Source organism: Streptomyces sp. NPDC002795, assembly GCF_042888725.1.
In the GTDB taxonomy this organism is placed as follows: domain Bacteria; phylum Actinomycetota; class Actinomycetes; order Streptomycetales; family Streptomycetaceae; genus Streptomyces.
Genome location: NZ_JBIAQB010000018.1, coordinates 24,359 through 46,068, shown reverse-complemented (window position 1 = coordinate 46,068; position 21,710 = coordinate 24,359). Strand labels below are relative to the sequence as shown.

17 protein-coding genes, 5 tRNA genes and 3 pseudogenes are annotated in these 21,710 nt (G+C 69.5%); 14 read left to right on the top strand and 11 right to left on the bottom strand.

All coding sequences use genetic code 11. From position 1 onward, the window contains the following. The first annotated feature begins 1 nt into the window (after position 1). From ACFYWS_RS37630 to ACFYWS_RS37600, 7 genes and pseudogenes are all read left to right on the top strand, one after another. Positions 2-682, top strand: a complete 681-nt coding sequence (locus ACFYWS_RS37630) for a GAP family protein (protein ID WP_389283998.1) — start codon at positions 2-4, stop codon at positions 680-682. Positions 683-714: 32 nt separating this feature from the next. Next, positions 715-2,406 carry a SulP family inorganic anion transporter gene (locus ACFYWS_RS37625; protein WP_389283996.1) on the top strand — a complete coding sequence of 564 codons (1,692 nt, stop codon included), beginning with the start codon at positions 715-717 and terminating at the stop codon, positions 2,404-2,406. A 70-nt stretch (positions 2,407-2,476) separates the two neighbouring features. Then, positions 2,477-2,581, top strand: a pseudogene (locus tag ACFYWS_RS37620) (alkyl sulfatase dimerization domain-containing protein); the annotation flags it as partial. A 55-nt stretch (positions 2,582-2,636) separates the two neighbouring features. Further along, positions 2,637-2,984, top strand: a pseudogene (locus tag ACFYWS_RS37615) (hypothetical protein); the annotation flags it as partial. 25 nt (positions 2,985-3,009) lie between these two features. Beyond that, positions 3,010-3,513 carry a hypothetical protein gene (locus ACFYWS_RS37610; protein ID WP_389283994.1) on the top strand — a complete coding sequence of 168 codons (504 nt, stop codon included), beginning with the start codon at positions 3,010-3,012 and terminating at the stop codon, positions 3,511-3,513. 33 nt (positions 3,514-3,546) lie between these two features. Further along, entirely contained in the window at positions 3,547-4,365 is an 819-nt protein-coding gene (locus ACFYWS_RS37605; protein WP_389283992.1) for a hypothetical protein, read from the top strand. Between the two features lie 74 nt (positions 4,366-4,439). Continuing rightward, positions 4,440-4,655 (top strand): hypothetical protein, encoded by a 216-nt coding sequence (locus ACFYWS_RS37600; RefSeq protein WP_389283991.1) that lies wholly within the window; start codon positions 4,440-4,442, stop codon positions 4,653-4,655. Positions 4,656-4,659: 4 nt separating this feature from the next. Here the strand turns inward: ACFYWS_RS37600 and ACFYWS_RS37595 are convergent, their stop codons facing one another. The 3 genes from ACFYWS_RS37595 to ACFYWS_RS37585 all read right to left on the bottom strand — a co-directional run bounded on the left by ACFYWS_RS37595 (position 4,660) and on the right by ACFYWS_RS37585 (position 5,966). Then, the gene (locus ACFYWS_RS37595) at positions 4,660-4,947 is read right to left on the bottom strand and encodes a hypothetical protein (RefSeq protein WP_389283990.1); all 288 of its coding nucleotides are present in this window, start codon (positions 4,945-4,947) and stop codon (positions 4,660-4,662) included. 7 nt (positions 4,948-4,954) lie between these two features. Beyond that, positions 4,955-5,419, bottom strand: coding sequence for a hypothetical protein (locus ACFYWS_RS37590; protein WP_389283988.1), 465 nt, complete (start codon positions 5,417-5,419; stop codon positions 4,955-4,957). Between the two features lie 145 nt (positions 5,420-5,564). Then, entirely contained in the window at positions 5,565-5,966 is a 402-nt protein-coding gene (locus ACFYWS_RS37585; RefSeq protein WP_389283987.1) for a hypothetical protein, read from the bottom strand. Positions 5,967-5,983: 17 nt separating this feature from the next. On the opposite strand from ACFYWS_RS37585, the pseudogene ACFYWS_RS37580 reads away from it, so the two are divergent. Then, positions 5,984-6,464: pseudogene (locus tag ACFYWS_RS37580) on the top strand (site-specific integrase); the annotation flags it as partial. 34 nt (positions 6,465-6,498) lie between these two features. Here ACFYWS_RS37580 and ACFYWS_RS37575 read toward each other — a convergent pair. The 5 genes from ACFYWS_RS37575 to ACFYWS_RS37555 all read right to left on the bottom strand — a co-directional run bounded on the left by ACFYWS_RS37575 (position 6,499) and on the right by ACFYWS_RS37555 (position 11,853). Then, positions 6,499-6,571 (bottom strand) — tRNA-Lys (locus ACFYWS_RS37575). Between the two features lie 99 nt (positions 6,572-6,670). Next, entirely contained in the window at positions 6,671-8,167 is a 1,497-nt protein-coding gene (locus tag ACFYWS_RS37570) for an amino acid permease (protein WP_389283986.1), read from the bottom strand. 141 nt (positions 8,168-8,308) lie between these two features. Continuing rightward, positions 8,309-10,558, bottom strand: coding sequence for a DEAD/DEAH box helicase (locus ACFYWS_RS37565; RefSeq protein ID WP_389283984.1), 2,250 nt, complete (start codon positions 10,556-10,558; stop codon positions 8,309-8,311). A 232-nt stretch (positions 10,559-10,790) separates the two neighbouring features. After that, positions 10,791-11,339 (bottom strand): hypothetical protein, encoded by a 549-nt coding sequence (locus tag ACFYWS_RS37560; protein WP_389283983.1) that lies wholly within the window; start codon positions 11,337-11,339, stop codon positions 10,791-10,793. Positions 11,340-11,502: 163 nt separating this feature from the next. Continuing rightward, positions 11,503-11,853, bottom strand: a complete 351-nt coding sequence (locus ACFYWS_RS37555; protein WP_389283982.1) for a metallopeptidase family protein — start codon at positions 11,851-11,853, stop codon at positions 11,503-11,505. Positions 11,854-11,911: 58 nt separating this feature from the next. Here ACFYWS_RS37555 and ACFYWS_RS37550 point away from each other — a divergent pair, with 58 nt between their 5' ends. From ACFYWS_RS37550 to ACFYWS_RS37535, 4 genes are all read left to right on the top strand, one after another. Then, complete coding sequence (locus ACFYWS_RS37550) at positions 11,912-13,501, top strand: metallophosphoesterase (RefSeq protein WP_389283980.1); 1,590 nt, start codon at positions 11,912-11,914, stop codon at positions 13,499-13,501. 80 nt (positions 13,502-13,581) lie between these two features. Next, a tRNA-Glu gene (locus ACFYWS_RS37545) sits at positions 13,582-13,654 on the top strand. 51 nt (positions 13,655-13,705) lie between these two features. Then, positions 13,706-13,780, top strand: a tRNA-Asp gene (locus ACFYWS_RS37540). A gap of 23 nt (positions 13,781-13,803) precedes the next feature. After that, a tRNA-Phe gene (locus ACFYWS_RS37535) sits at positions 13,804-13,877 on the top strand. Positions 13,878-13,948: 71 nt separating this feature from the next. On the opposite strand, the gene ACFYWS_RS37530 is transcribed toward ACFYWS_RS37535, so the two are convergent. Beyond that, the gene (locus tag ACFYWS_RS37530) at positions 13,949-15,037 is read right to left on the bottom strand and encodes an ABC transporter permease (RefSeq protein ID WP_389284039.1); all 1,089 of its coding nucleotides are present in this window, start codon (positions 15,035-15,037) and stop codon (positions 13,949-13,951) included. 128 nt (positions 15,038-15,165) lie between these two features. Between ACFYWS_RS37530 and hrpA the strand changes: the two genes are divergently transcribed. Further along, positions 15,166-19,197, top strand: a complete 4,032-nt coding sequence (gene hrpA / locus ACFYWS_RS37525) for an ATP-dependent RNA helicase HrpA (RefSeq protein WP_389283978.1) — start codon at positions 15,166-15,168, stop codon at positions 19,195-19,197. A 94-nt stretch (positions 19,198-19,291) separates the two neighbouring features. Then, positions 19,292-19,366: transfer RNA gene (locus ACFYWS_RS37520), tRNA-Asp, on the top strand. Positions 19,367-20,016: 650 nt separating this feature from the next. Here the strand turns inward: ACFYWS_RS37520 and bldC are convergent. Then, positions 20,017-20,223 carry a developmental transcriptional regulator BldC gene (bldC, locus tag ACFYWS_RS37515; RefSeq protein WP_003949541.1) on the bottom strand — a complete coding sequence of 69 codons (207 nt, stop codon included), beginning with the start codon at positions 20,221-20,223 and terminating at the stop codon, positions 20,017-20,019. Positions 20,224-20,710: 487 nt separating this feature from the next. Beyond that, positions 20,711-21,583, bottom strand: coding sequence for a hypothetical protein (locus ACFYWS_RS37510; RefSeq protein WP_389283977.1), 873 nt, complete (start codon positions 21,581-21,583; stop codon positions 20,711-20,713). Between the last annotated feature and the right edge of the window lie 127 nt (positions 21,584-21,710).

The following is a 21,710-nucleotide window of genomic DNA, read 5'->3' as shown; positions in this document are numbered from 1 at the left end:
CATGGGAGACGCGATCGGCCAGATGCTGGCCTCCGCGGTGGGCATCGCCATCAGCCCGCTCCCTCTCATCGCAGTGATCCTCATGCTGGCCACGCCCAAGGGCCGGGCCAACGGCATTGCTTTCACGGCGGGTTGGGTGTGCTCGCTCGCCGCCCTGGTGACGGTTGTCGTCGTGGCGGGTTCCGGCGCGGACGCCGCCACGGGCGACGGCGAACCGGCCACCTGGACGCTGTGGCTCAAGCTCGCGCTCGGCGTGCTGTTCCTGCTCATGGGCGCCAAGCAGTTCAAGGACCGGCCGAGGGAGGGCCACGAGGCGGAGCCGCCGGGCTGGATGAAGGCGATCGACTCCTTCACGCCGGGCAAGTCGGCCGGGCTCGCCGCCGCGCTCGCCGTCGCCAACCCCAAGAACCTCGTCCTCGCGGTCGGCGGCGCGGTCTCCATCGCCTCCAGTACGGCCTCGCCTGGCGGCAAGACGGTCGCCGCCGTCCTCATGGTCGTCATCGCCTCGCTGTGCACCGCGCTGCCGCTCGGCGTGTACCTCCTGGGCGGTGCCAAGTCCGCCAAAGTACTGGGCGATTGGAAGGCGTGGATGGCCGCCCACAACGCGGCGATCATGACGACGGTGCTCGTCGTCCTCGGCGTGAAGTACATCGGCGACGCCATCAGCGGCCTCTCCGGCTGAGCATGCGGCAACTCATCAAACGGCGCCCCTCCGTGAAGAAGCCTCTGGGCAAACCGACACCGTCCGACGTCAGCTCCGGCTTCGTCACCGGCCTGTTCTCCATCCCCGAGGGCATGGCGTACGCGGCGATCGCCGGGTTCAACCCGGTCGCCGGGCTGTACGCGGGCGTCGTCCCGGCGATCGTCGGCTCGCTGACCTCCCGCACGGTCCTGATGGTCACGACGCTGACCAGCGCCATCGCGCTCACCTCGCAGAGCGTCCTGTCCGACGCCGGGCTCGACCCGAAGAACGCGGGCAACATCGCCACCCTCACCGTCATGGCGGGCATCGTCATGCTGCTGATGGCGGTGCTGCGGCTCGGCGCGGTGATGAGCTTCGTATCGAACGCGGTGATGACCGGCTTCTCCACCGGCATCGCCCTGCAGATCATCACCGGCGTCCTCAAGGACGCCACCGCCTACAAGCCCCAGGGCCACAACCGCCTTTACCAGCTGGGCGACTGGCTCGCGCACATCGGCCAGTGGCAGCTCGCCGCCACCCTCGTCGCGGTCACGACGGTCGCCGTCTGGGCCCTGTCCCGTCTCGTACGCCGCCTGGAAGCCGTCGCGCTACTGATCGCGATGGTGGTGGCGAGCGTCGCCGTGGCCCTGCTCGGCACGGACGTCGAACTGGTCCGCGACATCGCCCACATCCCGGCCGCCCTGCCCGGCCTCTCCGCCCCCGACCTGTCCGCCGTCCCGCACCTGCTCGGCGGCGCCGTCGCCGTCGCCCTGGTCGGCCTCGCCCAGGCCGCGGGCATCGGCCCCTCCGTCCCCAACCCCGACGGCTCCCGCTCCTCCGTCAACGGCGACTTCGCCGCGCAGGGCCTCGCCAACGTGGCGGGCGGCCTCTTCCAGGCACTGCCCTCGGGCGGCTCCCTCTCCCGCACCGGCGTCGCCGTCTCCGCCGGGGCCCGCACCCGCTGGGCAGGCGTCTTCTCCGGCATCCTGCTCGCGCTGATCGTCCTGATCTGCGGCTCGCTCGCCGAACACATCCCGATGCCGGTGATCGGCGGCCTGATCCTGGTCGTCGGCGGCGAACTCATCTGGGGAAAGCGCCAGGACATCCTGCTGGTCCTGCGCACGTCCTGGATGTCGGCAGGCGCGATGATCCTCACCTTCCTCGCCACCACCCAACTCCCCCTCCAGCAGGCCATCATCCTCGGCGCGGTCCTCTCCCTCCTCCTGTACTGCGCCCAGGCCGCCCGCCGCGTCCGCCTCGTCGCCCTCACCCGCGACGGCACCGACTGGCAGACCGGCGAGCCGCCCGCGAGCCTGCCGCCCGGCGAGGTAACCGTCCTCTACTACGACGGCGTCAGCTTCTTCGCCGAGATGAACCGCATCGAGGCGATGCTCCCGCGCCCCGACACCGCCCACCGCGCCGTCCTGATCCTCGTCATGCGAGGCGTCCCCGACGTGCCGTCCTCCTCCGTGGTCAAGGTGCTGCGCCGCTACGTCCACGGCCTCGACGCCCACGGCGGCCGCCTGATCCTGGCCGGCGCCGAACCCGGCCTCGTCCACCTCCTGACCACCACAGGCCTGGCCGACGATCTCGGCCCCGGCGGCATCGTCCCCGCCGAGGGCGCACTCCTCGCCCCGCTGGAACGGGCCGTGGCCGAGGCCGAGTCCTGGATCGCCCGACAACCCGAACCCCCTGCCCACCCCATCGAGCGGAGCGAAAGATGACCACCTACGTCGACGCCATGGGCGGCCCCGAAGCGGCCCCGAAACGGCCCTGACGAAGGCCCGCGAGTACGTGGCCGCGGGCGACCCCCGCTTCGCCGCCACCCTCCTCAACCACATCATCTTCGCGACCACCGACAACACCGAGGCGAAGCAGACCCTGGCCGACGTCTACGACGGCCTCGGCCACGGCGCGGAGAACGGCCCCTGGCGCAACTTCTACCTGACCTCGGCACTTCTACATCGGGGGCGCGAAGGGCATCGACAGCCTCACACTGTTGTGGCTCGCCGGGAACTCGAAGTCGAAGATCACGGTCGTCGCGCCGGGGACGCTGGCGCAGCAGCCGGCCGAGGCCCGGCAGGCGATCGACCGGTGCCGCGAGCGGATCGTCGAGATCGTCGAGCTGGGCGCCGAGGAACTGCACACACCGGCGTACCACGCCCGAAACCGGTGGATGGTCGATCGCTCGGACATGGTGATCGGGTTCCCCAGGGAAGGCACGGAGGGCACGTCCGGAACCTGGCAGACGATCAACTACGGCGCACAGCAGGGTAAACCTCGTCTGATCGTGCCCGTATGACCCGCTCGGCGGGCACTATGAGGAGATGAGCACGCACGACAGTGCCGTCGGCGCCACCACGCTCAAGAGACTCCGGCGGCGCCGCGGTTGGTCCCTGCGCGACACCGCGAACGCCCTGATCGTCACCGCTGCGCAGCTCGGGCAGCCGCTCGATTCCTGCCTCGCCAGCGTGCAGAGATCAGTCGCGCGGTGGGAGAGTGCGACGGCGCCCATCCTGCCGAGTGAGCGCTATCAACTGCTGCTCGCGCACCGGTACGCGCAGGATGCCTCCGGGCAGGCTTCGCTCGGCCCCGGCTCGGACTTCGCCGAGCTGCTCGACGCGCTCGCCCACCTCGGAGAGAGCGAGCAGCACCTCGACGAGCTGCGCACGCTGCTCGTACGCACATCCACAGATGCCGGCGGCGGGCTGCTCGCACTGCTCGGCCCGACGACCGAGGCCGCTCTGTCGGCCGCCCTTGCTGATCCGTCCCGTGTCGACGAGGGGGTGCTCGACGCGATGCGCGTCTCGATCAACCTCGTCAACGGGTAAGTGGGCAGCATCCCGTTCGTACGCCTACAGCTCATGCTCGCGCCGGTCGTCGAGTCGTGCCGACGTCTGCTCGACGAGGCCGCGGCAGTCCCCGACGTGTTCGTGCCTGATCTTCAAACGGCCGCCGCACAGGCGTACACCCTCGCCGGACGGTTCGCGTTCGAGACCCGCGACGATCAGGCATCGCAATCGCTCTACTCCGCAGCCACGACAGCGGCCGGTGCGATCGGGGCTCCGTGGCGACGGGCCATGGTGCACATGAGTCACGCGCTCGTCACGCTGTACTCGACCCCCGGGCTCGATCCCGCGAAGGCACTCGTCGACGCCGCGGTGCGTGACGCACGAGCCGGTGAGAGCGTGACCGTTCGCGCCCGTGCCCATGCTCTGCAGGCAGAAATCGCGGCCCGGGCCGGGTCGGGCAAGCACGCGAAAGCTGCGCTCGCGCTCGCCTGGTACGACATGGAGAGCAGCCGCGACGGCGACCCGGCGGCAGCGACGACGAGCTTCTCGCCCGCTCACCTGCGAGGCTTCGAGAGCGTGACCTCGCTCTACGTCGGCGACGCGTACCAGGCACACGACTACTTCGCGAAGTCGGCGGCCTCCTTGTCCGCCCCGCGCGAGCGGGTGCAGCGAGCCATTGTGTCGACCGACCAGGCAGCCGCGCGTATCCGCCTCGACGATGCGCAAGCGGCGGCCGCGCTGCTGCACAAGTGCGTCGACGCCGCCGCCTCGACCGGCGGCCGGGTGGCTACCATCCGTCTGCGCCAAGCCCGCCGCGACCTGCGGCCGTGGCGGCGCGAGGACTTCGTCGCCGACCTCGACGACCACCTGTTCGACACTCTCGGCGCATAGCCGCTGCACGCGGACACATCGGATAACGGTGAGCGGCAAGGGCTGTGCGTTTGGAGATCACCGGGCACCGTGGCTTGTCCGCTCAGGTTGAGCGGACGGTTCGCGACGCCCTCGACCACGACTGGGCCGCCCAACACACCACAGCGGGTGCACCCACCCTGCTCGTGCAGCCCGACCCGTACGTCGGGCTGCTCCCCGAACACCTCCTGACCGTGGTCCTCTGGGCCGCCGGTCTCCCCAGCAACCACCAACGGCAGCGGCGGTCACCTGCCGGAGGTGACCAGAAATAGTTGGCTAGTGGCTCTTGTCGAGTTCCTCGTTGACGGCCGAGGCGAAGATGACGCCGGCGAGCCAGGCGTCCTTGTCGGGTCCCTGCGCGGGGATGATCAGACGCCGACGAACCCATGGATCTTGCTGGTTCGGCAGGTCGACGGTGCTTTCTACCCAGACACCGTCCCCGTCCTCCGAGAAGGAGAGATCGCGGAGCGTGGCTCCGCGATCCGTAAGATCGGCGGCCAGGCCGTCGACGACCTCCGACCGGAACTCCTCGAGATAGTCCCCGTATTCGGTGATCAGTGCCATTCCACTCCTAGCAGCCGCAGTCGTAGTAGTAGGCCGTGATGATGCCGACCGGGCGGTGGTCCTTGGACCGGGAGTCCACTCGTTCCGTGAACACCACCTTCATGGCGCCGGCACGGACGTTGCTGAAGGTGTTGCTCTGGAGCTTGCACGTGGTCTTGCTGCCCTTGGACGCGCACTTTCCGCGGTCCAATGTCTTGTCGATGTCGCGTTTCATGTTCGACCAGCTGGAGATCTGGTCGCCGTGCCCGGATTCGATGTGACGCTTACCGAACCCGTCGATGCTCGCTGCGTCCTTCTGCCCTACGCGCAGCGGGAGGTCTTCGCCATCAGGGCCGAAGTGGGTGGAGTACACGCTCCAGTCGATGGGGTTGGGATTAGTGGCTGCCTGCGCCGGCGCGACTGATGCGCCGAAGAAGCCGAGCGCGATTCCCAACGCCGCGATGCCGACACGCTTCTTTGTAGCCGAGAACATCAAACTCCCCGTGGTGATGCTGGTGCTGTTGACCGCCGATCTGGTCAGTGATGCGGCGGCCGGTCGCCGATCATCCTTCTTTCGAGATCAGGTCGGGTCAAGCATGTTGGGGCCCCGCTCGGGTGCGTGTGAGGAGTCCTTCGTGTCACCGCTTGGGGTGTCGGATGGGCTCGGGGCGCACCTGCTGTGCAGCTGTGGTGACGCTGGCAGGCGCTGTGAATCGAGGGCGCATGCCATGGATGCTGCGGGCTTGTGCGGCACGGGCCAGTGGGCTGGGCGCCGAACGGGCGGCAAGACGTTGAATTCGCCAGGTGAGGACCCTGGCCGGGTGCTCGGCATCAGCCAGAGCACGTCGGCCAACGGCCGTGCGCAGAATCTGCTCGGGGATGTGTCCGGCCTCCTCTGCCTGGACGAGCGTTGTGGTGAGCGCGTCGAAAGAGGCATCCTCAACGATCTTCTCGGCGCACTCGGGCACGACCTGGCGGACCAGGTCGATGTGTCGTTCGACCGTGCGCTGGGGCGGTCGTTGCTGGGCGAGCGCCGCCATGGGCCCGGTGCCTCGTACTGCGCGAGCACAAGGCCCGCCAGGACAAGGAACGCAAGAAGTGGGGCCCAGCCTGGCAGAACACCGGCAAGGTCTTCACCCAGGAAGACGGCTCCTGGCTGCACCCCGAGACGCTCTCCGCGACCTTCCGCCGCATCCTCGCCACCACCGACCTGCCGCCCATCACGCTCCGGGCTGCGCCACGTGGCCGCGACGCTCACGCACGGCGGAGGCGGCGACATCCACACGGTGAAGGCAACTCTGCGGCACTCCACCATCGCGCTGACCTCGGACACGTACACGAGCCTGCTGCCGGAACTCGACCGCGAGATCGCGGAGAAGGCGACGGGCCTGATCCCCCGCGCCCGCGTGCCGAAGCCTGCCGCTCCGGAGCCGCCCGTCCGGCCCTCAGCCGACCCGTCCGCTCACGCATCGCTCACGCAATGGCTCGCGAACGAAGAAGCGCCCGAGCCGACCGAAGCCGACCCGAGCGCTAATTAGCAGGTCAGAGGGGGTAACCCCTCCCCCACATCCGTAGACCCTGTGGGACTCGAACCCACAACCAATGGATTAAAAGTCCACTGCTCTGCCAATTGAGCTAAGGGTCCCCACGCCGACCTGAGCCGACGCACCCCCGAGCATAGCCCGACGAGGCCGGGACGCCGATCGGGTATCGGCTTACCGGGCCTCGCGCGCCGGACGGATCGTCAGCGCAGGAACCAGTGCCGGGCCGAGACCGCCCACCAGGTGCCCGCGAAACCGAGGACCACGAGGACCGCGACCGGGGCGTAGTTGAAGGTCTCCCAGGTGACCGGGGAGACCTGGGGCAGCATGAAGAGGATCGTGATGACGACGACCCAGGCCACCGCCACCACACCGATCGGCGTCGACCACCGGCCCAGGTGCCACGGACCCCGCTCGAACGCGTCACCCTTGCGCAGCCGCAGCAGCGTCGGGATGACGTACGCGATGTAGAGGCCGATGACGGCGATCGAGGTCACCGCCGCGTACGCCGTGACGTTGATCAGATAGGGCAGGCCGAGGACCAGGGCTCCTGCAGCAGCCAGCCAGACGGCCGCGACCGGCGTGCGGGTGCGCGGGCTCACCGTGTGCCACACGCGGGAGAACGGCAGGGCGCCGTCGCGCGAGAAGGCGTAGATCATGCGGGAGTTGGCGGTCACGGACGCCATCCCGCAGAACAGCTGAGCCCCGATCACGACGAGCAGGAGCAGCTTGCCCGTCGTCGCTCCCAGCGCGTCCAGAAGGATCTGCGCGGGCGGCGCGCCCGTGGGTGAGTTCAGCGCGCCCTCGTACGACTGGATCGCGAAGGTGAAGCCGAGCAGGAGCACGAAGCCCGCGATCCAGGACGTCCAGATCGAGCGGACGATGCCCTTCGGTCCCGCCGTGGACGCGTCGTGCGTCTCCTCCGTCATGTGCGCCGACGCGTCGTACCCGGTGAAGGTGTACTGCGCCATGAGCAGCCCGATGAGGACGACGTACATGCTGCTGCCCCAGCCGGTGTTGTTCACGAACTCGCCGAAGACGAAGGACGCCGACTGATGGCTGTCCGGCACGAAGGCGAGCGCGCCGACGATCAGCGCGACGCCCAGCACGTGCCACCACACGCTGACACTGTTGAGGAAGGCGACGATGCGTACGCCGAAGGTGTTCAACAAGCCGTGCAGCAGCAGGATCCCGGCGAAGAGGAGGATCGTGCGGCCGGGTGTCACCTCGAAGCCGAACTGGAGGTTCAGGTACGCGCCCAGGAAGGACGCCGCGCCGAAGTCGATGCCGGCGGTCACGGCCACCTGTCCCAACACGTTGAACCAGCCGGTGAACCACGCCCACGCCGCCGCGCTGCGCTCCGGCGCGAGCCGATGCGCCCAGAAATACAGCCCCGCCGACGTCGGATACGCCGAGCAGATCTCGGCCATCGCCAGGCCCACGAAGAGGGTCATCAGGCCGACGCCGACCCAGCCCCAGGTGATGAGCACGGGGCCGCCCGTGTTCATGCCGAACAGGTACAGGGTCAGGCAGCCCGAGAGGACGGAGATGATCGTGAAGGAGACGGCGTAGTTCGAGAAGCCCGACATGCGGCGGGCGAGGACCTGCGTGTAGCCGAGCTGGGCGAGGCGCTCCTCGTCGGAGCCCGCGGCCACGGCCGACTGCTGCCCGTCAGTGGCTCTGCTGGCATCACTTGTCATGCCAGCAGCGATTCCCTCACCGGGGGCGCCGCATGCGGCCGATCAAGGCCCAACTCCCGTACGGGGGACCCAAGATGAGAAAAGGCCGCGGCCCCACCCCCGTGAGGGAGTGGGGCCGCGGCCCTGTTACTTCAGAGAAGGTCAGCCGTTGCGCTTCCAGCGCGGCTTGTCGTCGCGGCGGCCGAAGGAGGAACCGGTGCCGGTGCCCGCGCCACGGTGGTCGTCACGACGGCCGTAGGGACGGTGGCCGGCGGCCGGACGGTCGCCACCCTGGCGGTCACGGTTGAACGGACGGTCGCTGCCCCGGTGACCGCCGGAGGGACGGTCGTCGCGGCGGAAGCCGCCACGGTCGTTGTCACGGCGCTCGAAGGAACGGCCGCCGCGGTCGTCGCGGTTGAATCCGCCCTTGTCGCCGCCACGGTCGTCACGGCGGAAGCCGCCACGGTCCCCGCCACGTTCACCGCCGCGGTCGTCACGACGCTCGAAAGAACGGCCACCACGGTCGCCGCCGTCACGGCGGTCGTCGCGGCGGAAGCCGCCCTTGTCGCCGCCACGGTCGTCACGGCGGAAGCCGCCACGGTCGCCGCCGCGGTCGTCACGACGCTCGAAAGAACGGCCGCCACGGTCGTTGTCGCGACGCTCGAAGGAGCGCCCACCGCGGTCGTTGTCCCGGCGGAAGCCGCCCTTGTCGCCGCCACGGTCGTCGCGACGGAAGCCGCCACGGTCGCCGCCGCGGTCGTCACGACGCTCGAAAGAACGGCCACCCTTGTCGCCGCCACGGTTGTCACGGCGCTCGAAGTTGCCCCGGTCGTCGCGGCGCTGACGCGGCTGGTCCGAGTACGAACGGTCCGAACGCTCGGCGCGCTCCTTCTCCTCGGCGGCAGCGGCCGCCTTGGCGACCTGCTCGGCGGCGGCCTCCTGCGCGGCGGTGACCGCCGCGGCGACGCCCTCCTCGTCCTCGCCGCGGTCACGGGCGGCGCGGGCGGTGAGGCGGTCGGCCTGCTCGCGCAGCTCGGCGGCGCGACGGGTGGCGCGCTCCAGCTGCTTGGTCAGGTCGGTGACCTCGCGCTCGGCCTGCTGCGCGGCGTTGCCCGCGGACTCGGCCTCGACCTCGGTCATGGACCGGGCGCCGGTGATGTCGGCGACCTCCGGGTCGAAGGCGGCGCCGCCCTGGATGATGTGACGCCCGGCGTCGACGCCCGCGTCCTCCATGAGGCGGAAGATCTGGCGGCGCTGGTGCGGCAGCGACAGGGAGACGACCGTGCCGGTGCGGCCGGCACGGGCGGTGCGGCCCGCGCGGTGCAGGTAGTCCTTGTGGTCGCCGGCCGGGTCCACGTTCAGGACCAGGTCGATGTCGTCGACGTGGATGCCGCGGGCGGCGACGTCGGTGGCGACGAGGGCGTTGACGTAGCCCTTCTTGAAGTCCTCCAGGACGCGCGTACGGGCGCCCTGCGTCATGCCGCCGTGCAGCGCGTCGGACTTCACGCCCGAGTCGCGGAGCTGCTCGGCGATGCGGTCGGCGCCCAGCTGGGTGCGGACGAAGATGATGGTGCGGCCCTTGCGGGCGGCGATCGCCGCGGTGACCGGCGCCTTGTCCTTGGGCTTCACGACGAGGATGTGGTGCGACATCGTCGTGACGTTGCCCTGGGCGCTGTCGACCTCGTGGCTGACCGGGTCCTTCAGGTAGCGGGAGACGAGGGTCTTGATCTCGTTCTCCATCGTGGCGGAGAACAGCATGCGCTGGCCGCCGGCCGGGACCTGGTCGAGCAGCTCGGTGACCTCGGGCAGGAAGCCCAGGTCGGACATCTGGTCGGCCTCGTCGAGGACGGCGACCTCGATGTTGCTCAGGTCGCAGGCGCCGCGGTTGATGAGGTCGCGCAGGCGGCCCGGGGTGGCGACGAGGATGTCGACGCCACGCTCCAGGGCGTAGATCTGGTTGCCCATCGACGTACCGCCGCAGACGACCTTCATCTTCAGGCCGACCTGGTCGCCGTACGGCTGCAGGGCGTCCGCGACCTGCATCGCGAGCTCGCGGGTCGGGGTGAGGATGACGGCGCGCGGCTTGTGCTTGTCGCTGCGGGCGCCGGCCAGGCGGGCCATCGTCGGCAGACCGAACGAGAGGGTCTTGCCGGAGCCGGTGCGGCCACGGCCGAGGATGTCCTTGCCTTCCAGGGCGTCCGGGATGGTCGCGGCCTGGATCGGGAACGGGGTGGTCACACCGTTCTGCGCGAGCTTGCGCACGACGGCCTCGGGGAGACCGAGGTCCGCGAAGGTGGTGGTGGGCTCGTCGTTCTCGATGACCTCGACCGTGTCGAGGTCGGTGTTGACCGTGTCGGTGTCGATGTCGTTCTCGACGGCCTGGTCAGCGAAGTTTTCAGTGGAAATGGACATGCGAAATGCGAAACCTTCCGGAGTCTCGGCACGCGCCCGCAACTCCGTGTATTCGCAATTCAGCAAATCGACCGCCTCAATGCGGTCCAGCCACGGCAAGGGAGAGTACGCGCCACGCGGCGCTCTCTTAACGGCGCCGGGCAAATGGGATCAAACGATCTACCACCATACTCACCCCCCACCCCCCGAGGCAAACCGGATCGTTGAGACCCGGCTCACACACCGTCCCCGGTCAGGCGGGGTCCCCGGCCTGCGGCCGCGGTTCGCTGGCCCGCGCCCCCGCGCTCTCCTGGTGCGCCGACGACGAGGGCTCGGCGGTCGGCGGTGACGAGGAGGGGGCGGGGGACGACTTCGTGGGCGAGGGAGTGGTCGTCGCGCTGGGCGGGGTCGGCCGCTGCGAGGGCCGCTGCGACGCGCCGCGGGTCGGCGAGGTGGGCGCCGAGGGCGGGGTGGCGGCCTTCGTGGGCGTGGTGGGGGACGCGGACGAGGGCGCGGCCGGGGCCTTGGTCGAGACGGGCCGCCGCGAGGGCATCTGCGAGGCGTCCCCGACCCGCGCGCCCACGTCCGCCCCGCCGTCCGGGACCTCGGCGCCGCCGCCACCCCCGTCGGGCGCGGCGCCCGAGCCCCGCTGCGGCGGGGAGTGGGTGGGCGCGCCGCCGCCGTCGGCGCCCACGCTCATGCAGCCGGCGGCCGCGGCGACGGCCACCGTGGTCGCGGCCAACCGGCCCAGGCGGAGCACACTGAGCGACAGGGCGCGTTGCGATACGGACAGCTGGCGCACGGGCGGGCACCTCCGGTGCACGAGACGGGGTCACCATGGGTGGGGGGTACCGTCCCCAACTCCCGCCCCCGGCGCGAGGACACGCACCGCGCGAGCACCGCACAAAGCCCCCACAATCAGCGCGGGGGCCTCACCCGTGTCTCACTCGTGCCTCACCCGCGTCTCACCCGTATCCCAGCGCGTGCAGCCGCTCGTCGTCGATCCCGAAGTGGTGCGCGATCTCGTGCACCACGGTCACCTCGGTCTCCGTGACCACGTCCTCCCTCGACTCGCACATCCGCAGCGTCGGCCCCCGGTAGATGGTGATCCGGTCCGGCAGCACCCCCGCGTACCACTCGCCCCGCTCGGTCAGCGGGGTCCCTTCGTACAGCCCGAGCAGCTCGGGGTCCTCGGCGGGCGGCTCGTCCTCCACGAACACGGCCACGTTGTCCATGAGTCGGGTCAGCTCGGGCGGGATCCGGTCGAGCGCTTCAGCAACCAGTTCCTCGAACGTCTCGCGCGTCATCTCCAGCACACGGCCATTGTCCGGTACAACCCGCATATCCACCCGTGCACTTGGGCATACGGCAGCAATGGCCCGCTCGCCAGCCGCCGCCATACGTGGAGTCCGCCGTCGTGCACGGGGCGTTCGCACAGCCCCCTCGGCCCTCCTGCGCCACTACCGCGCCCGGCACCCCCACCCGGTCCTCGAACTGGTCCACCCACCGCACCCCTACGTACGCGCGCTCGGCCTGGTCGCCGTCGTACTGCTCGGCGCCTGGCTCGGCCTGCTGATCGTCGGCAGCGTGCGGACGCCGGTGGGGCCCATGGACACGAAGATGACGCTTCGCCCCTCCTTCACGGGCGGTACGAAGATCAACGTGTCGCCGCTCGGCGCCCTGGAACTGCACTCCCACACGGCGCCGATCCGCCTCGACGTCGACGTGGACCGCCTCGACCCGGCCCGCGCGCAGACCCTCGTCGACCACCCCGAGCGGTTCTCCGGGCTTCAGGACGAGGTCGCGCGCGACGTCGAGCACGGCACGGTCGACCTGGCCCTGCGCTCGTGCGTGGCGGTGGTCGCGGGCGCCACGACGCTCGGCCTCGTGGTCTACCGCCGCCCGCGCCGCGCCCTGGCCGCGGGCGGTCTGGCGCTCACCCTGCTCGCGGCCTCCGGCGGTACGGCGTACGCGACGTGGAACCCGGAGTCGGTCCTGGAGCCGAAGTTCTCCGGGCTGCTCTCCTCGGCGCCCTCCGTGGTCGGCAGCGCCCGCTCGATCGTGACCGAATTCGACGCGTACCAAAAGGAGTTGGCACTCCTGGTCACGAACGTCACCAAGCTGTACGACGCGACGTCCACGCTCCCGACGTACCAGCCGGACCCCTCGACGATCCGCGTCCTGCACGTGTCGGACATCCACCTCAACCCGGCCTCGTGGAAGATCATCGCCTCGCTCGTGGAGCAGTACAAGATCTCCGCGATCGTCGACACCGGCGACACGATGGACCACGGCTCGAAGGCCGAGAACGCGTTCCTGGACCCCATCAAGAACCTCGGCGCGCCCTACGTCTGGATCCGCGGCAACCACGACTCGAAGAACGCGACGCAGAAGTACCTCGCCGACCGGGGGCGCTTCAAGAACGTCCGCGTCCTCGACGAAGGGAGGGCCGTCACGGTCGCGGGCCTGCGCTTCGCGGGGATGGGCGACCCGCAGTACACCCCGGACCGCGCGACGCAGGCGCAGGGCGACCCGGCCGAGCGCCTGTCGGGCATCCGGCTCGCCTCGGCGCTGCGTGATCAGCGGGCGGCGGGCACCCCGGTCGACATCGCGCTCGCCCATGAGCCGGCCGCGGCCCGCGAGGTGGACGGCGAGGTGCCGCTCGTCCTGGCGGGGCACATCCACCGCCAGGAGATGAAGGTGCTCCCGCTCGGCACCCGGCTACGCGTCGAGGGCTCGACCGGCGGCAGCGGTCTGCGCGCGGTCGACAACGAGAACGGCCACCCCGACCCGGTGGAGGCGTCCGTCCTCTATCTGGACCGCACGACGAAGCGCCTGCAGGCCTGGGACGAAGTCCGCCTGGGCGGTCTGGGGCTGACGAAGGCGGAGGTCAGCCGCCATCTGCCGCAGGAGAACCAGCCCGGCGCGACCCCCTCGCCGAGCCCCGGGGAGAGCTCCCCGTAAACCGTTTTGGCGATAGCTCCCCGCATCCCATATGCTTCTCACGTCCCCGACGCGCTGCAAAGCGCGCAGGCGGGCCGATAGCCCTCATCGTCTAGCGGCCTAGGACGCCGCCCTTTCAAGGCGGTAGCACGGGTTCGAATCCCGTTGGGGGCACGTACGACCGTGTGAGAGACTTGCTCTTGCTTGTCTCGCACACAACAGCTTGGTCCTGTGGAGCAGTTTGGAGTGCTCGCCACCCTGTCAAGGTGGAGGCCGCGGGTTCAAATCCCGTCAGGACCGCTGAAGTTCCTCGTGAACTTCGTGGCTGGGTAGCTCAGTTGGTACGAGCGATCGCCTGAAAAGCGATAGGTCGCCGGTTCGATCCCGGCCCCAGCCACAGGAACTAGGCCCCGTCTCCGGACGGGGCCTATTGCGTTTCCCGGGCGGTTTTTCCGGTGTTCTCCCTGTTCAGACCGGTGCCGCGTGCAGCGGTCCTGTCCCCCGGCCGCCCGGGTGGCGATGCCGCCAGAACCAGAAGAGGCCGCAGGAGAGCAGGGACCAGCCGGCCAGCACCAGGATCGGGAAGGCGTGCTGGTTGCCCTGGAAGTAGACCGCCGTGTGCTGGGCGTTGTACGAGGCCCCCGGTGGCAGCCACTGGCCGAGGCGGCCGACCACCGTGGGGAGCAGCGGCGGCGCCACCGCGCCGCCGGACGCCGGGTTGCCGAGCAGGACCAGCAGGCCCCAGGTCGGGATCATCGCCCAGCGGTGGAAGAACGTGTTGAACATCGTGAAGACCATGCCGCAGGTGAACATCGTCAGCGCGAGGATCAGCCAGGACTCGACGAAGGGCAGGTCCACCGCGCCGAGCCCCCAGTCCGCGACCGCCGCCACCGCGAACCCGCCGAGCAGCGCGTAGGCGACCGTGAAGGCGATCCGCTCGGCCGGGTTGAGGCCGCGCGCGTGGACGCTGAGCTGGATCGCGCCGACGAAGCCGATGATCACCGCGGCGAGCGTGATGTAGAAGATCGTGAGGCCGCGCGGGTCCCCGCTCTGCAGCGGGTTCACGTCCCGCACCGTCACCGGGGTGCCGGTCGCCTTGCCGACCGGGGGCGCCGCCTCGGCGAAGACCTGGGCGACGGTGACGCCGGAGGCGCCGGAGACGTCCATGTGGACGCGCGAGCCGCCGCCACGTACGTCGAGGACCGCGTAGATCTTCTGGGCGTCGAGGGCGTCGCGGGCCGCGGCCCGGGAGTCGTAGGGCTTGAGGTCCAGCTCCGCGTCGAGCGCCTTCTCCATCGCGCCGAGGAACCGCTGGCCCTGGGACCGGTCGTACGCGCCGGTGACGCCGGTCGGGATGTTGTGCGGCGTCGGGTTCGCCATGGAGTACGTGTACGAGCCGGCGAACAGGGCGGCCGCCGCGGACAGGATCAGGACCAGCACGCAGGCCGGGAAGAACGGCGAGCCCTTGAATCCCTTCCAGCGGTCGGCCCCGCTCAGCGGGCGTCCGTGCGCGCCGTGTGGCGGATGTGCCTTCTCCGGTTCGGGCCCATCGGGCATGTGGGACATATCCGCACGCTAAGCCACACGTCGGCGCTCTACATCCGGACACGGGCCCCGGCCGCCCCGCGCACCGGCCGCAAAACCGGTCGCCACACATTTCCCCGAGGTGAGATCCTGGGGGACGTATGTCTACGCAGCCTGCCCCCGCCGCCGATCAGTTCGCCGCCGTAGCGCGGCGGATCTCCGAGCTGTCCCTGCGCGATGCGCACCGCCTCGGGCGCAGGCTCGAAGGCGCCCGCAAGATCCGTAAGCCGGAGGCCCGCGCCGCCGTCGTCGCGGAGATCGAGGCGGAGGCCGAGAAGGCCGCCGTCCGCACGGACGTCCGTCGCGAGCGTCGCGCGGCCCTCGATGTCACGTATCCCGAGCAGCTCCCGGTCAGCCAGAAGAAGGACGAGATCGGTGAGGCGATCCGCGACCACCAGGTCGTGATCGTCGCCGGTGAGACCGGATCGGGAAAGACCACCCAGATCCCGAAGATCTGTCTCGAACTCGGCCGTGGTGTGCGCGGAATGATCGGGCACACCCAGCCGCGCCGTATCGCCGCCCGTACGGTCGCCGAGCGCGTCGCCGACGAGCTGAACACGCCGCTGGGCGAGGCGGTCGGCTGGAAGGTCCGGTTCACCGACCAGGTCGACCAGGACGGCACGTTCGTCAAGCTCATGACCGACGGCATCCTGCTGGCCGAGATCCAGACGGACCGCGAGCTGCGCGCGTACGACACGATCATCATCGACGAGGCGCACGAGCGGTCCCTGAACATCGACTTCCTGCTCGGCTACCTGGCCCAGCTGCTGCCGAGGCGCCCGGACCTCAAGGTCGTCATCACCTCCGCGACCATCGACCCCGAGCGCTTCTCGCGGCACTTCGGGGACGCCCCGATCGTCGAGGTCAGCGGCCGTACGTATCCGGTGGAGGTGCGGTACCGGCCGCTCCTCGAAGAGGGGGGCGAGGACTCCGACCGCGACCAGATCACCGCGATCACGGACGCCGTCGCCGAGCTTCAGAAGGAAGGACCGGGTGACGTCCTGGTCTTCCTCTCCGGAGAGCGCGAGATCCGTGACACCGCGGACGCGCTGGAGAAGAAGTACGCCCGAGCCGGAGGTGCTGTAGGACAGAGCATCGAGGTGCTCCCGCTGTACGCGCGCCTGTCGCACGGCGAGCAGAACCGCGTCTTCCAGCGCCACACGGGCCGCCGCATCGTGCTCGCCACGAACGTCGCGGAGACCTCCCTGACGGTCCCCGGCATCAAGTACGTGATCGACCCGGGCACGGCCCGTATCTCGCGCTATTCGCACCGTACGAAGGTGCAGCGGCTGCCCATCGAACCCGTCAGCCAGGCCAGCGCCAACCAGCGCAAGGGCCGCTGCGGCCGTACGTCCGACGGCATCTGCATCCGCCTCTACTCCGAGGACGACTTCCTGGCCCGCCCGGAGTTCACGGACGCGGAGATCCTCCGTACGAACCTGGCCTCCGTCATCCTCCAGATGACCTCGGCGGGCCTCGGCGAGATCGAGAAGTTCCCCTTCATCGACCCGCCGGACCACCGCAACATCCGCGACGGCGTCCAACTCCTCCAGGAACTGGGCGCGTTGGACCCCGCCCAGAAGGACGCCCGCAAGCGGCTCACGGACCAGGGCCGCAAGCTCGCCCAGCTCCCCGTCGACCCGCGCCTGGCCCGCATGGTCCTGGAGGCCGACAAGAACGGCTGCGTACGCGAGGTCATGGTGATCGCCGCGGCGCTCTCCATCCAGGACCCGCGCGAGCGCCCCTCCGACAAGCAGGCGCAGGCCGACCAGCAGCACGCCCGCTTCAAGGACGAGACGAGCGACTTCCTCGCCTTCCTCAACCTCTGGAACTACGTACGCGAACAGCAGCGGGAGCTGGGTTCCTCCGCCTTCCGCCGCATGTGCAAGCGCGAGTTCCTGAACTTCCTGCGCATCCGCGAGTGGCAGGACATCTACACGCAGCTGCGGACCGTCGCGAAGCAGATGGGCATCCATCTGGGCGACGCCGAAACCCCCGCGGCAGGCGACTCCATCCACATTTCCCTCCTCTCCGGTTTGCTCTCGCACATCGGCATGAAGGATGTGAAGGAGTCCAAGGAGTCCACGCAGAAGGACCCCAAGCAGGCCGGCCGCGACCGCGGGCGCAACGAGTACATCGGCGCCCGCAGCGCCAAGTTCGCGATCTTCCCCGGCTCGGCCCTCTTCAAGAAACCCCCGCGGTTCGTGATGTCGGCGGAGCTCGTGGAGACCAGCCGCCTGTGGGCCCGCGTCAACGCGAGGATCGAGCCCGAGTGGGTCGAGCCGCTCGCCGAGCACCTGCTCAAGCGCACGTACAGCGAGCCGCACTGGGAGAAGGACCAGGCGGCCGTGATGGCGTACGAGAAGGTCACGCTGTACGGCGTCCCGCTCGTCGCCCAGCGCAAGGTGAACTACGGGCGGATCGACTCCGAGGTCAGCCGCGAGCTGTTCATCCGCAACGCCCTGGTCGAGGGCGACTGGCGCACGCACCACAAGTTCTTCGCCGACAACCGCCGACTCCTCACCGAGGTCGAGGAGTTGGAGCACCGGGCGCGCCGCCGCGACATCGTCGTCGACGACGAGACCCTCTTCGACTTCTACGACCAGCGGGTCCCCGAACACGTCGTGTCCGGCGCCCACTTCGACTCCTGGTGGAAGCAGAAGAAGCGCGAGGAGCCGGAGTTCCTCGACTTCGAGCGCTCGATGCTGATCCGCGAGTCGGCCGAGGCGGTCACGAAGGCCGACTACCCCGACTCCTGGCGTCAGGGCGGGCTGAAGTTCCGGGTGACGTACCAGTTCGAGCCGGGGGCGGACGCGGACGGCGTGACCGTCCACATTCCGCTCCAGGTGCTCAACCAGGTCACCGACGAGGGCTTCGACTGGCAGATCCCCGGCCTGCGCGAGGACGTGGTCGTCGAGCTGATCCGGTCCCTCCCGAAGCCGATCCGGCGCAACTACGTGCCGGCGCCGAACTTCGCGAAGGCGTTCCTGGACCGTGCGGTGCCGCTGCAGGAGCCGCTGCCGGTCACCCTCGCGCGCGAGCTGCAGCAGATGGTCGGCGTCCCGGTGAGCCCGGACGACTTCGACCTGGGCCGCGTACCGGACCACCTGAAGATCACGTTCCGGATCGTCGACGAGCGGCGCAGGGAACTCGCCGAGGACAAGGACCTGGAGGCGCTCAAGCTCCGGCTGAAGCCGAAGGCCCGGCAGGCGATCTCGCAGGCGGCCAAGGCCACGGCCGAGCGCTCCGGCGGCCCGTCCGTGGAGCGCACGGGCCTCACCGACTGGAGCGTCGGCACCCTGTCGAAGGTCTTCGAGACCCGGCGGGCCGGCCAGCCGGTGAAGGCCTACCCGGCCCTGGTCGACGACGGCGACACCGTTTCCGTACGCCTCTTCGACAGCGAGGCCGAGCAGGCGCAGGCCATGTGGAAGGGCACGCGCCGGCTCATCCTGCGCAACATCCCGGTGAACCCCGGCAAGTTCGCCTCGGACAAGCTGAGCAACGCGCAGAAGCTCGCCCTGTCCGCGAACCCGCACGGCTCCGTCCAGGCGCTCTTCGACGACTGCGCGATGGCGGCGGCGGACAAGCTCATCGGCGACTTCGGCGGACCCGCGTGGGACGAGGAGTCGTACCGGAAGCTCTACGACAAGGTGCGCGCGGAGATCGTCGACACCACGGTGCGGGCGGTCGGCCAGGTGCAGCAGGTCCTGGCGGCCTGGCAGGCCTGCGAGCGCCGCCTGAAGTCCACGAAGAGCGTGGTGCTGCTGCCCAACCTCCAGGATGTGCGCGCCCAGTTGAACGAACTGGTGAAGCCCGGCTTCGTCACGGCCACCGGACTGCGGCGGCTGCCCGACCTGATGCGCTATCTCGTCGCGGCCGACCGCCGGCTCCAGCAGATGCCGACCAGCGTCCAGCGGGACACCACCCGCATGGAGAAGGTCCACGAGATGCGGGACGAGTACCTGTGGCTGCTCGAGCAGATGCCGCAGGGGCGGCCCGTGCCGCAGGAGGTGCTCGACATCCGCTGGATGATCGAGGAGCTGCGGGTCAGCTATTTCGCCCATGCGCTGGGCACGGCGTACCCCGTCTCGGACAAGCGGATCGTGAAGGCGATCGACGCGCAGGTTCCGTGACCGGGCGACCGCACACGGTGAGTTCGACCGCACGGCCTGCGCTGCTGTAGAGTCCTGTCTCGCAGCGCAACGCAGTACAGCGCAGCGAAAACCTGGTCCTGTGGAGCAGTTTGGAGTGCTCGCCACCCTGTCAAGGTGGAGGCCGCGGGTTCAAATCCCGTCAGGACCGCAGTAAAGAAGAACCCCCGCACCGTACGGTGCGGGGGTTCTTTCGTTTCCACGGCCCCACACACGGCCGCTGAGTACCCGTCACCTCCCGCGGCGCCTCAGGGGCCCGCCAGGAAGGCCCCTGAGGCGCCGCGGGAGCGCCCGTGAGGCCGGTGAGGACGAAAGACCCTCGAAGGGGTGACCAAAGGCGGCCCTGCGCGCCCTCAACTGGTGGCAGCCTAGGGAGAGTCGATGAAGCGGGCAGGAGCGCACACCGACGCCGGCGCCCAATAGCGCAAGGGCGTCACCTGCAACAAGCGACGGGGCGTGTGACGGGTGTCACCGAAGTTGTTTTGGAAACACCGTTTCTTACCCCCTTCCTACAACGGCTCAATTTAATATGTGCAATTGCACCACCCTCGACAGGTGGCCACAGGGGCACACACGAACCCCCACCGCACACCGGCCCGCGCGCACAAAAAAGATCGCGCTGGACCCGGCGGAGTCCAGCGCGATCGAACGACGCTTGCGTGAGGCTGTTGAGATGACGCCTCTGCGGTCTTCATAAGAAGGAGCCCTGTTGGGGCAGGACCCGCGTCGGGTGGAGCTATGGGTGGGTGTCTGACGGGTTGGGGGACCCGGAACACCCGGTTTGCTGCGTTATGCGGTGCCTCAGGCCTCGCTGCGCTGCTGCGGGATCCCCGCAAGCAGTGCGCGGACCTCGGCCTCGCGGTAACGGCGGTGTCCGCCGAGCGTGCGAATCGACGTGAGCTTGCCAGCCTTCGCCCAGCGCGTGACCGTCTTGGGGTCGACGCGGAACATCGTGGCGACCTCAGCGGGGGTCAGCAGCGGCTCGGCATCAGGGGTGCGAGCGGTCATGAGCGGCCTCCTCGGAGAACCGATCGTTCTCGGTTCATTCCTCTAAATTCTGCACCTTGACCCGCGTTGCCCGAAATGGCGGACGCGAGTCGAGTCGGTTATAGGACGAACGGCTTGTCCTCGGCACTACAACTACACCATCCGTCCAGCCACGTCGGCCAAACCGATGGAATTGCCCTCCCAGGTGTTCATCAGCGACGGAAGCCGATGGACCGTGCCATAGCGGACAGTCACGCCACAGTGACGATCAGTCACAGAGCGATCAGGAGCCATCAGACCCCCCAACGGCAGTGCAATGCTGAGTTATCCGTCCATGGTTGGACTTAGATGGACGGAAGGAGCCCTCCCCGGGCTCCTTGTCCTATTTTGGCACGAGGAGGGGTGATGGGCGCAAGGTCACCGTAAGTGCTGTCCATCACGCTTGAGACAAAAGCCCGGATCAGGACGTAGGTCCCGAAGGTCTGTGTGAGCGGCCTCACTTGGGGATTCAGTTCGCGAACTGACGGTCCCGCGCCGACCTCCAGCGTTCCACAAGCCTCGCGTACGCCTCTCCCGCACCGTCCTCGTCACCGACGCGCAGCGCCGCGATGCCCTCGGCGACATCCGCCGCCGAGTGGTCCTCCTCAAGGAAGTCGTGCGGCAGGGAGTGCACGAGCCCGCCGTAGTCGAGCTCGACGTACGAACGGGGGTGGAACTCCTCCAGCCAGCGCCCCACATCCAGCAGGCCGTCGATCAGAGGGCTCTCTTCGACCGAGTCCTTCAGCGCCTTCAGACCCCGCGCGACCCGGCGCCTCGCCTGCACCATCGGCGTGCGATAGCGAAGCCGCGGGACGCCGACGCCCTCCGCCGCGTCCTCGTCGCTCTTCTGCTCGTACTCGCGCTCGTCGTCCGACACGAGCACGAACCAGTTGATCGGCACCTGCCACGTGGACGTACGGACCCAGGGCCGGGCGTCGGGGTTGCGCTCCAGCCAGCGCTCGTAATCGGCGACCGACTGCCGGCGCACCACCGGGGGGATCGCCGCGTCCAGGACCGCGGCCGGCAGCTCGCCCGGCGACTCGCTCGACAACACGTCCAGGGCCTGCCAGCCGCGCAGCCGAGTGCGCCACGGACAGACGCACACCACCCCGTCGACCACGATCACGAACGCGTCGTCGCTCTCGTGCACCGGCACGGGCACCGGCGGCGTGGGCAGCAGATCGGCCAGCGAACGACGCAGTTCGTCCTGGTAGGAGGGGAGACTCTCGCGTTTCGCGTAGCGCTCCCAATGGCCGCGCTCGGGCTGCGGAAAGGCTGCGAGGGGTTCGTACACGCGCAGATACGCCGCATACGGGACGGTCACCGAGGACACCTTGGACACGGCTGCTCCCTCCCCCACCCACCGGCTGGAAAACACTGCAAATCGTCCCACGTGACGACGCGACGGGATTCGGCCGTACTTCCGGCGCCCACGAGCGCGCGAGGGTGATCCTTGGCACTGCGGCCGT

Coding starts and splice junctions, on each gene's coding strand:
- ACFYWS_RS37570 (WP_389283986.1), bottom strand. CDS start 8,167: ATGACAAGTGATGCCAGCAGAGCCACTGACGGGCAGCAGTCGGCCGTG.
- ACFYWS_RS37605 (WP_389283992.1), top strand. CDS start 3,547: ATGCTCGCGCCGGTCGTCGAGTCGTGCCGACGTCTGCTCGACGAGGCC.
- ACFYWS_RS37595 (WP_389283990.1), bottom strand. CDS start 4,947: ATGGCACTGATCACCGAATACGGGGACTATCTCGAGGAGTTCCGGTCG.
- ACFYWS_RS37565 (WP_389283984.1), bottom strand. CDS start 10,558: ATGTCCATTTCCACTGAAAACTTCGCTGACCAGGCCGTCGAGAACGAC.
- hrpA (WP_389283978.1), top strand. CDS start 15,166: ATGTCTACGCAGCCTGCCCCCGCCGCCGATCAGTTCGCCGCCGTAGCG.
- ACFYWS_RS37610 (WP_389283994.1), top strand. CDS start 3,010: ATGAGCACGCACGACAGTGCCGTCGGCGCCACCACGCTCAAGAGACTC.
- bldC (WP_003949541.1), bottom strand. CDS start 20,223: ATGACCGCTCGCACCCCTGATGCCGAGCCGCTGCTGACCCCCGCTGAG.
- ACFYWS_RS37530 (WP_389284039.1), bottom strand. CDS start 15,037: ATGCCCGATGGGCCCGAACCGGAGAAGGCACATCCGCCACACGGCGCG.
- ACFYWS_RS37550 (WP_389283980.1), top strand. CDS start 11,912: ATGGCCCGCTCGCCAGCCGCCGCCATACGTGGAGTCCGCCGTCGTGCA.
- ACFYWS_RS37630 (WP_389283998.1), top strand. CDS start 2: ATGGGAGACGCGATCGGCCAGATGCTGGCCTCCGCGGTGGGCATCGCC.
- ACFYWS_RS37590 (WP_389283988.1), bottom strand. CDS start 5,419: ATGTTCTCGGCTACAAAGAAGCGTGTCGGCATCGCGGCGTTGGGAATC.
- ACFYWS_RS37585 (WP_389283987.1), bottom strand. CDS start 5,966: ATGGCGGCGCTCGCCCAGCAACGACCGCCCCAGCGCACGGTCGAACGA.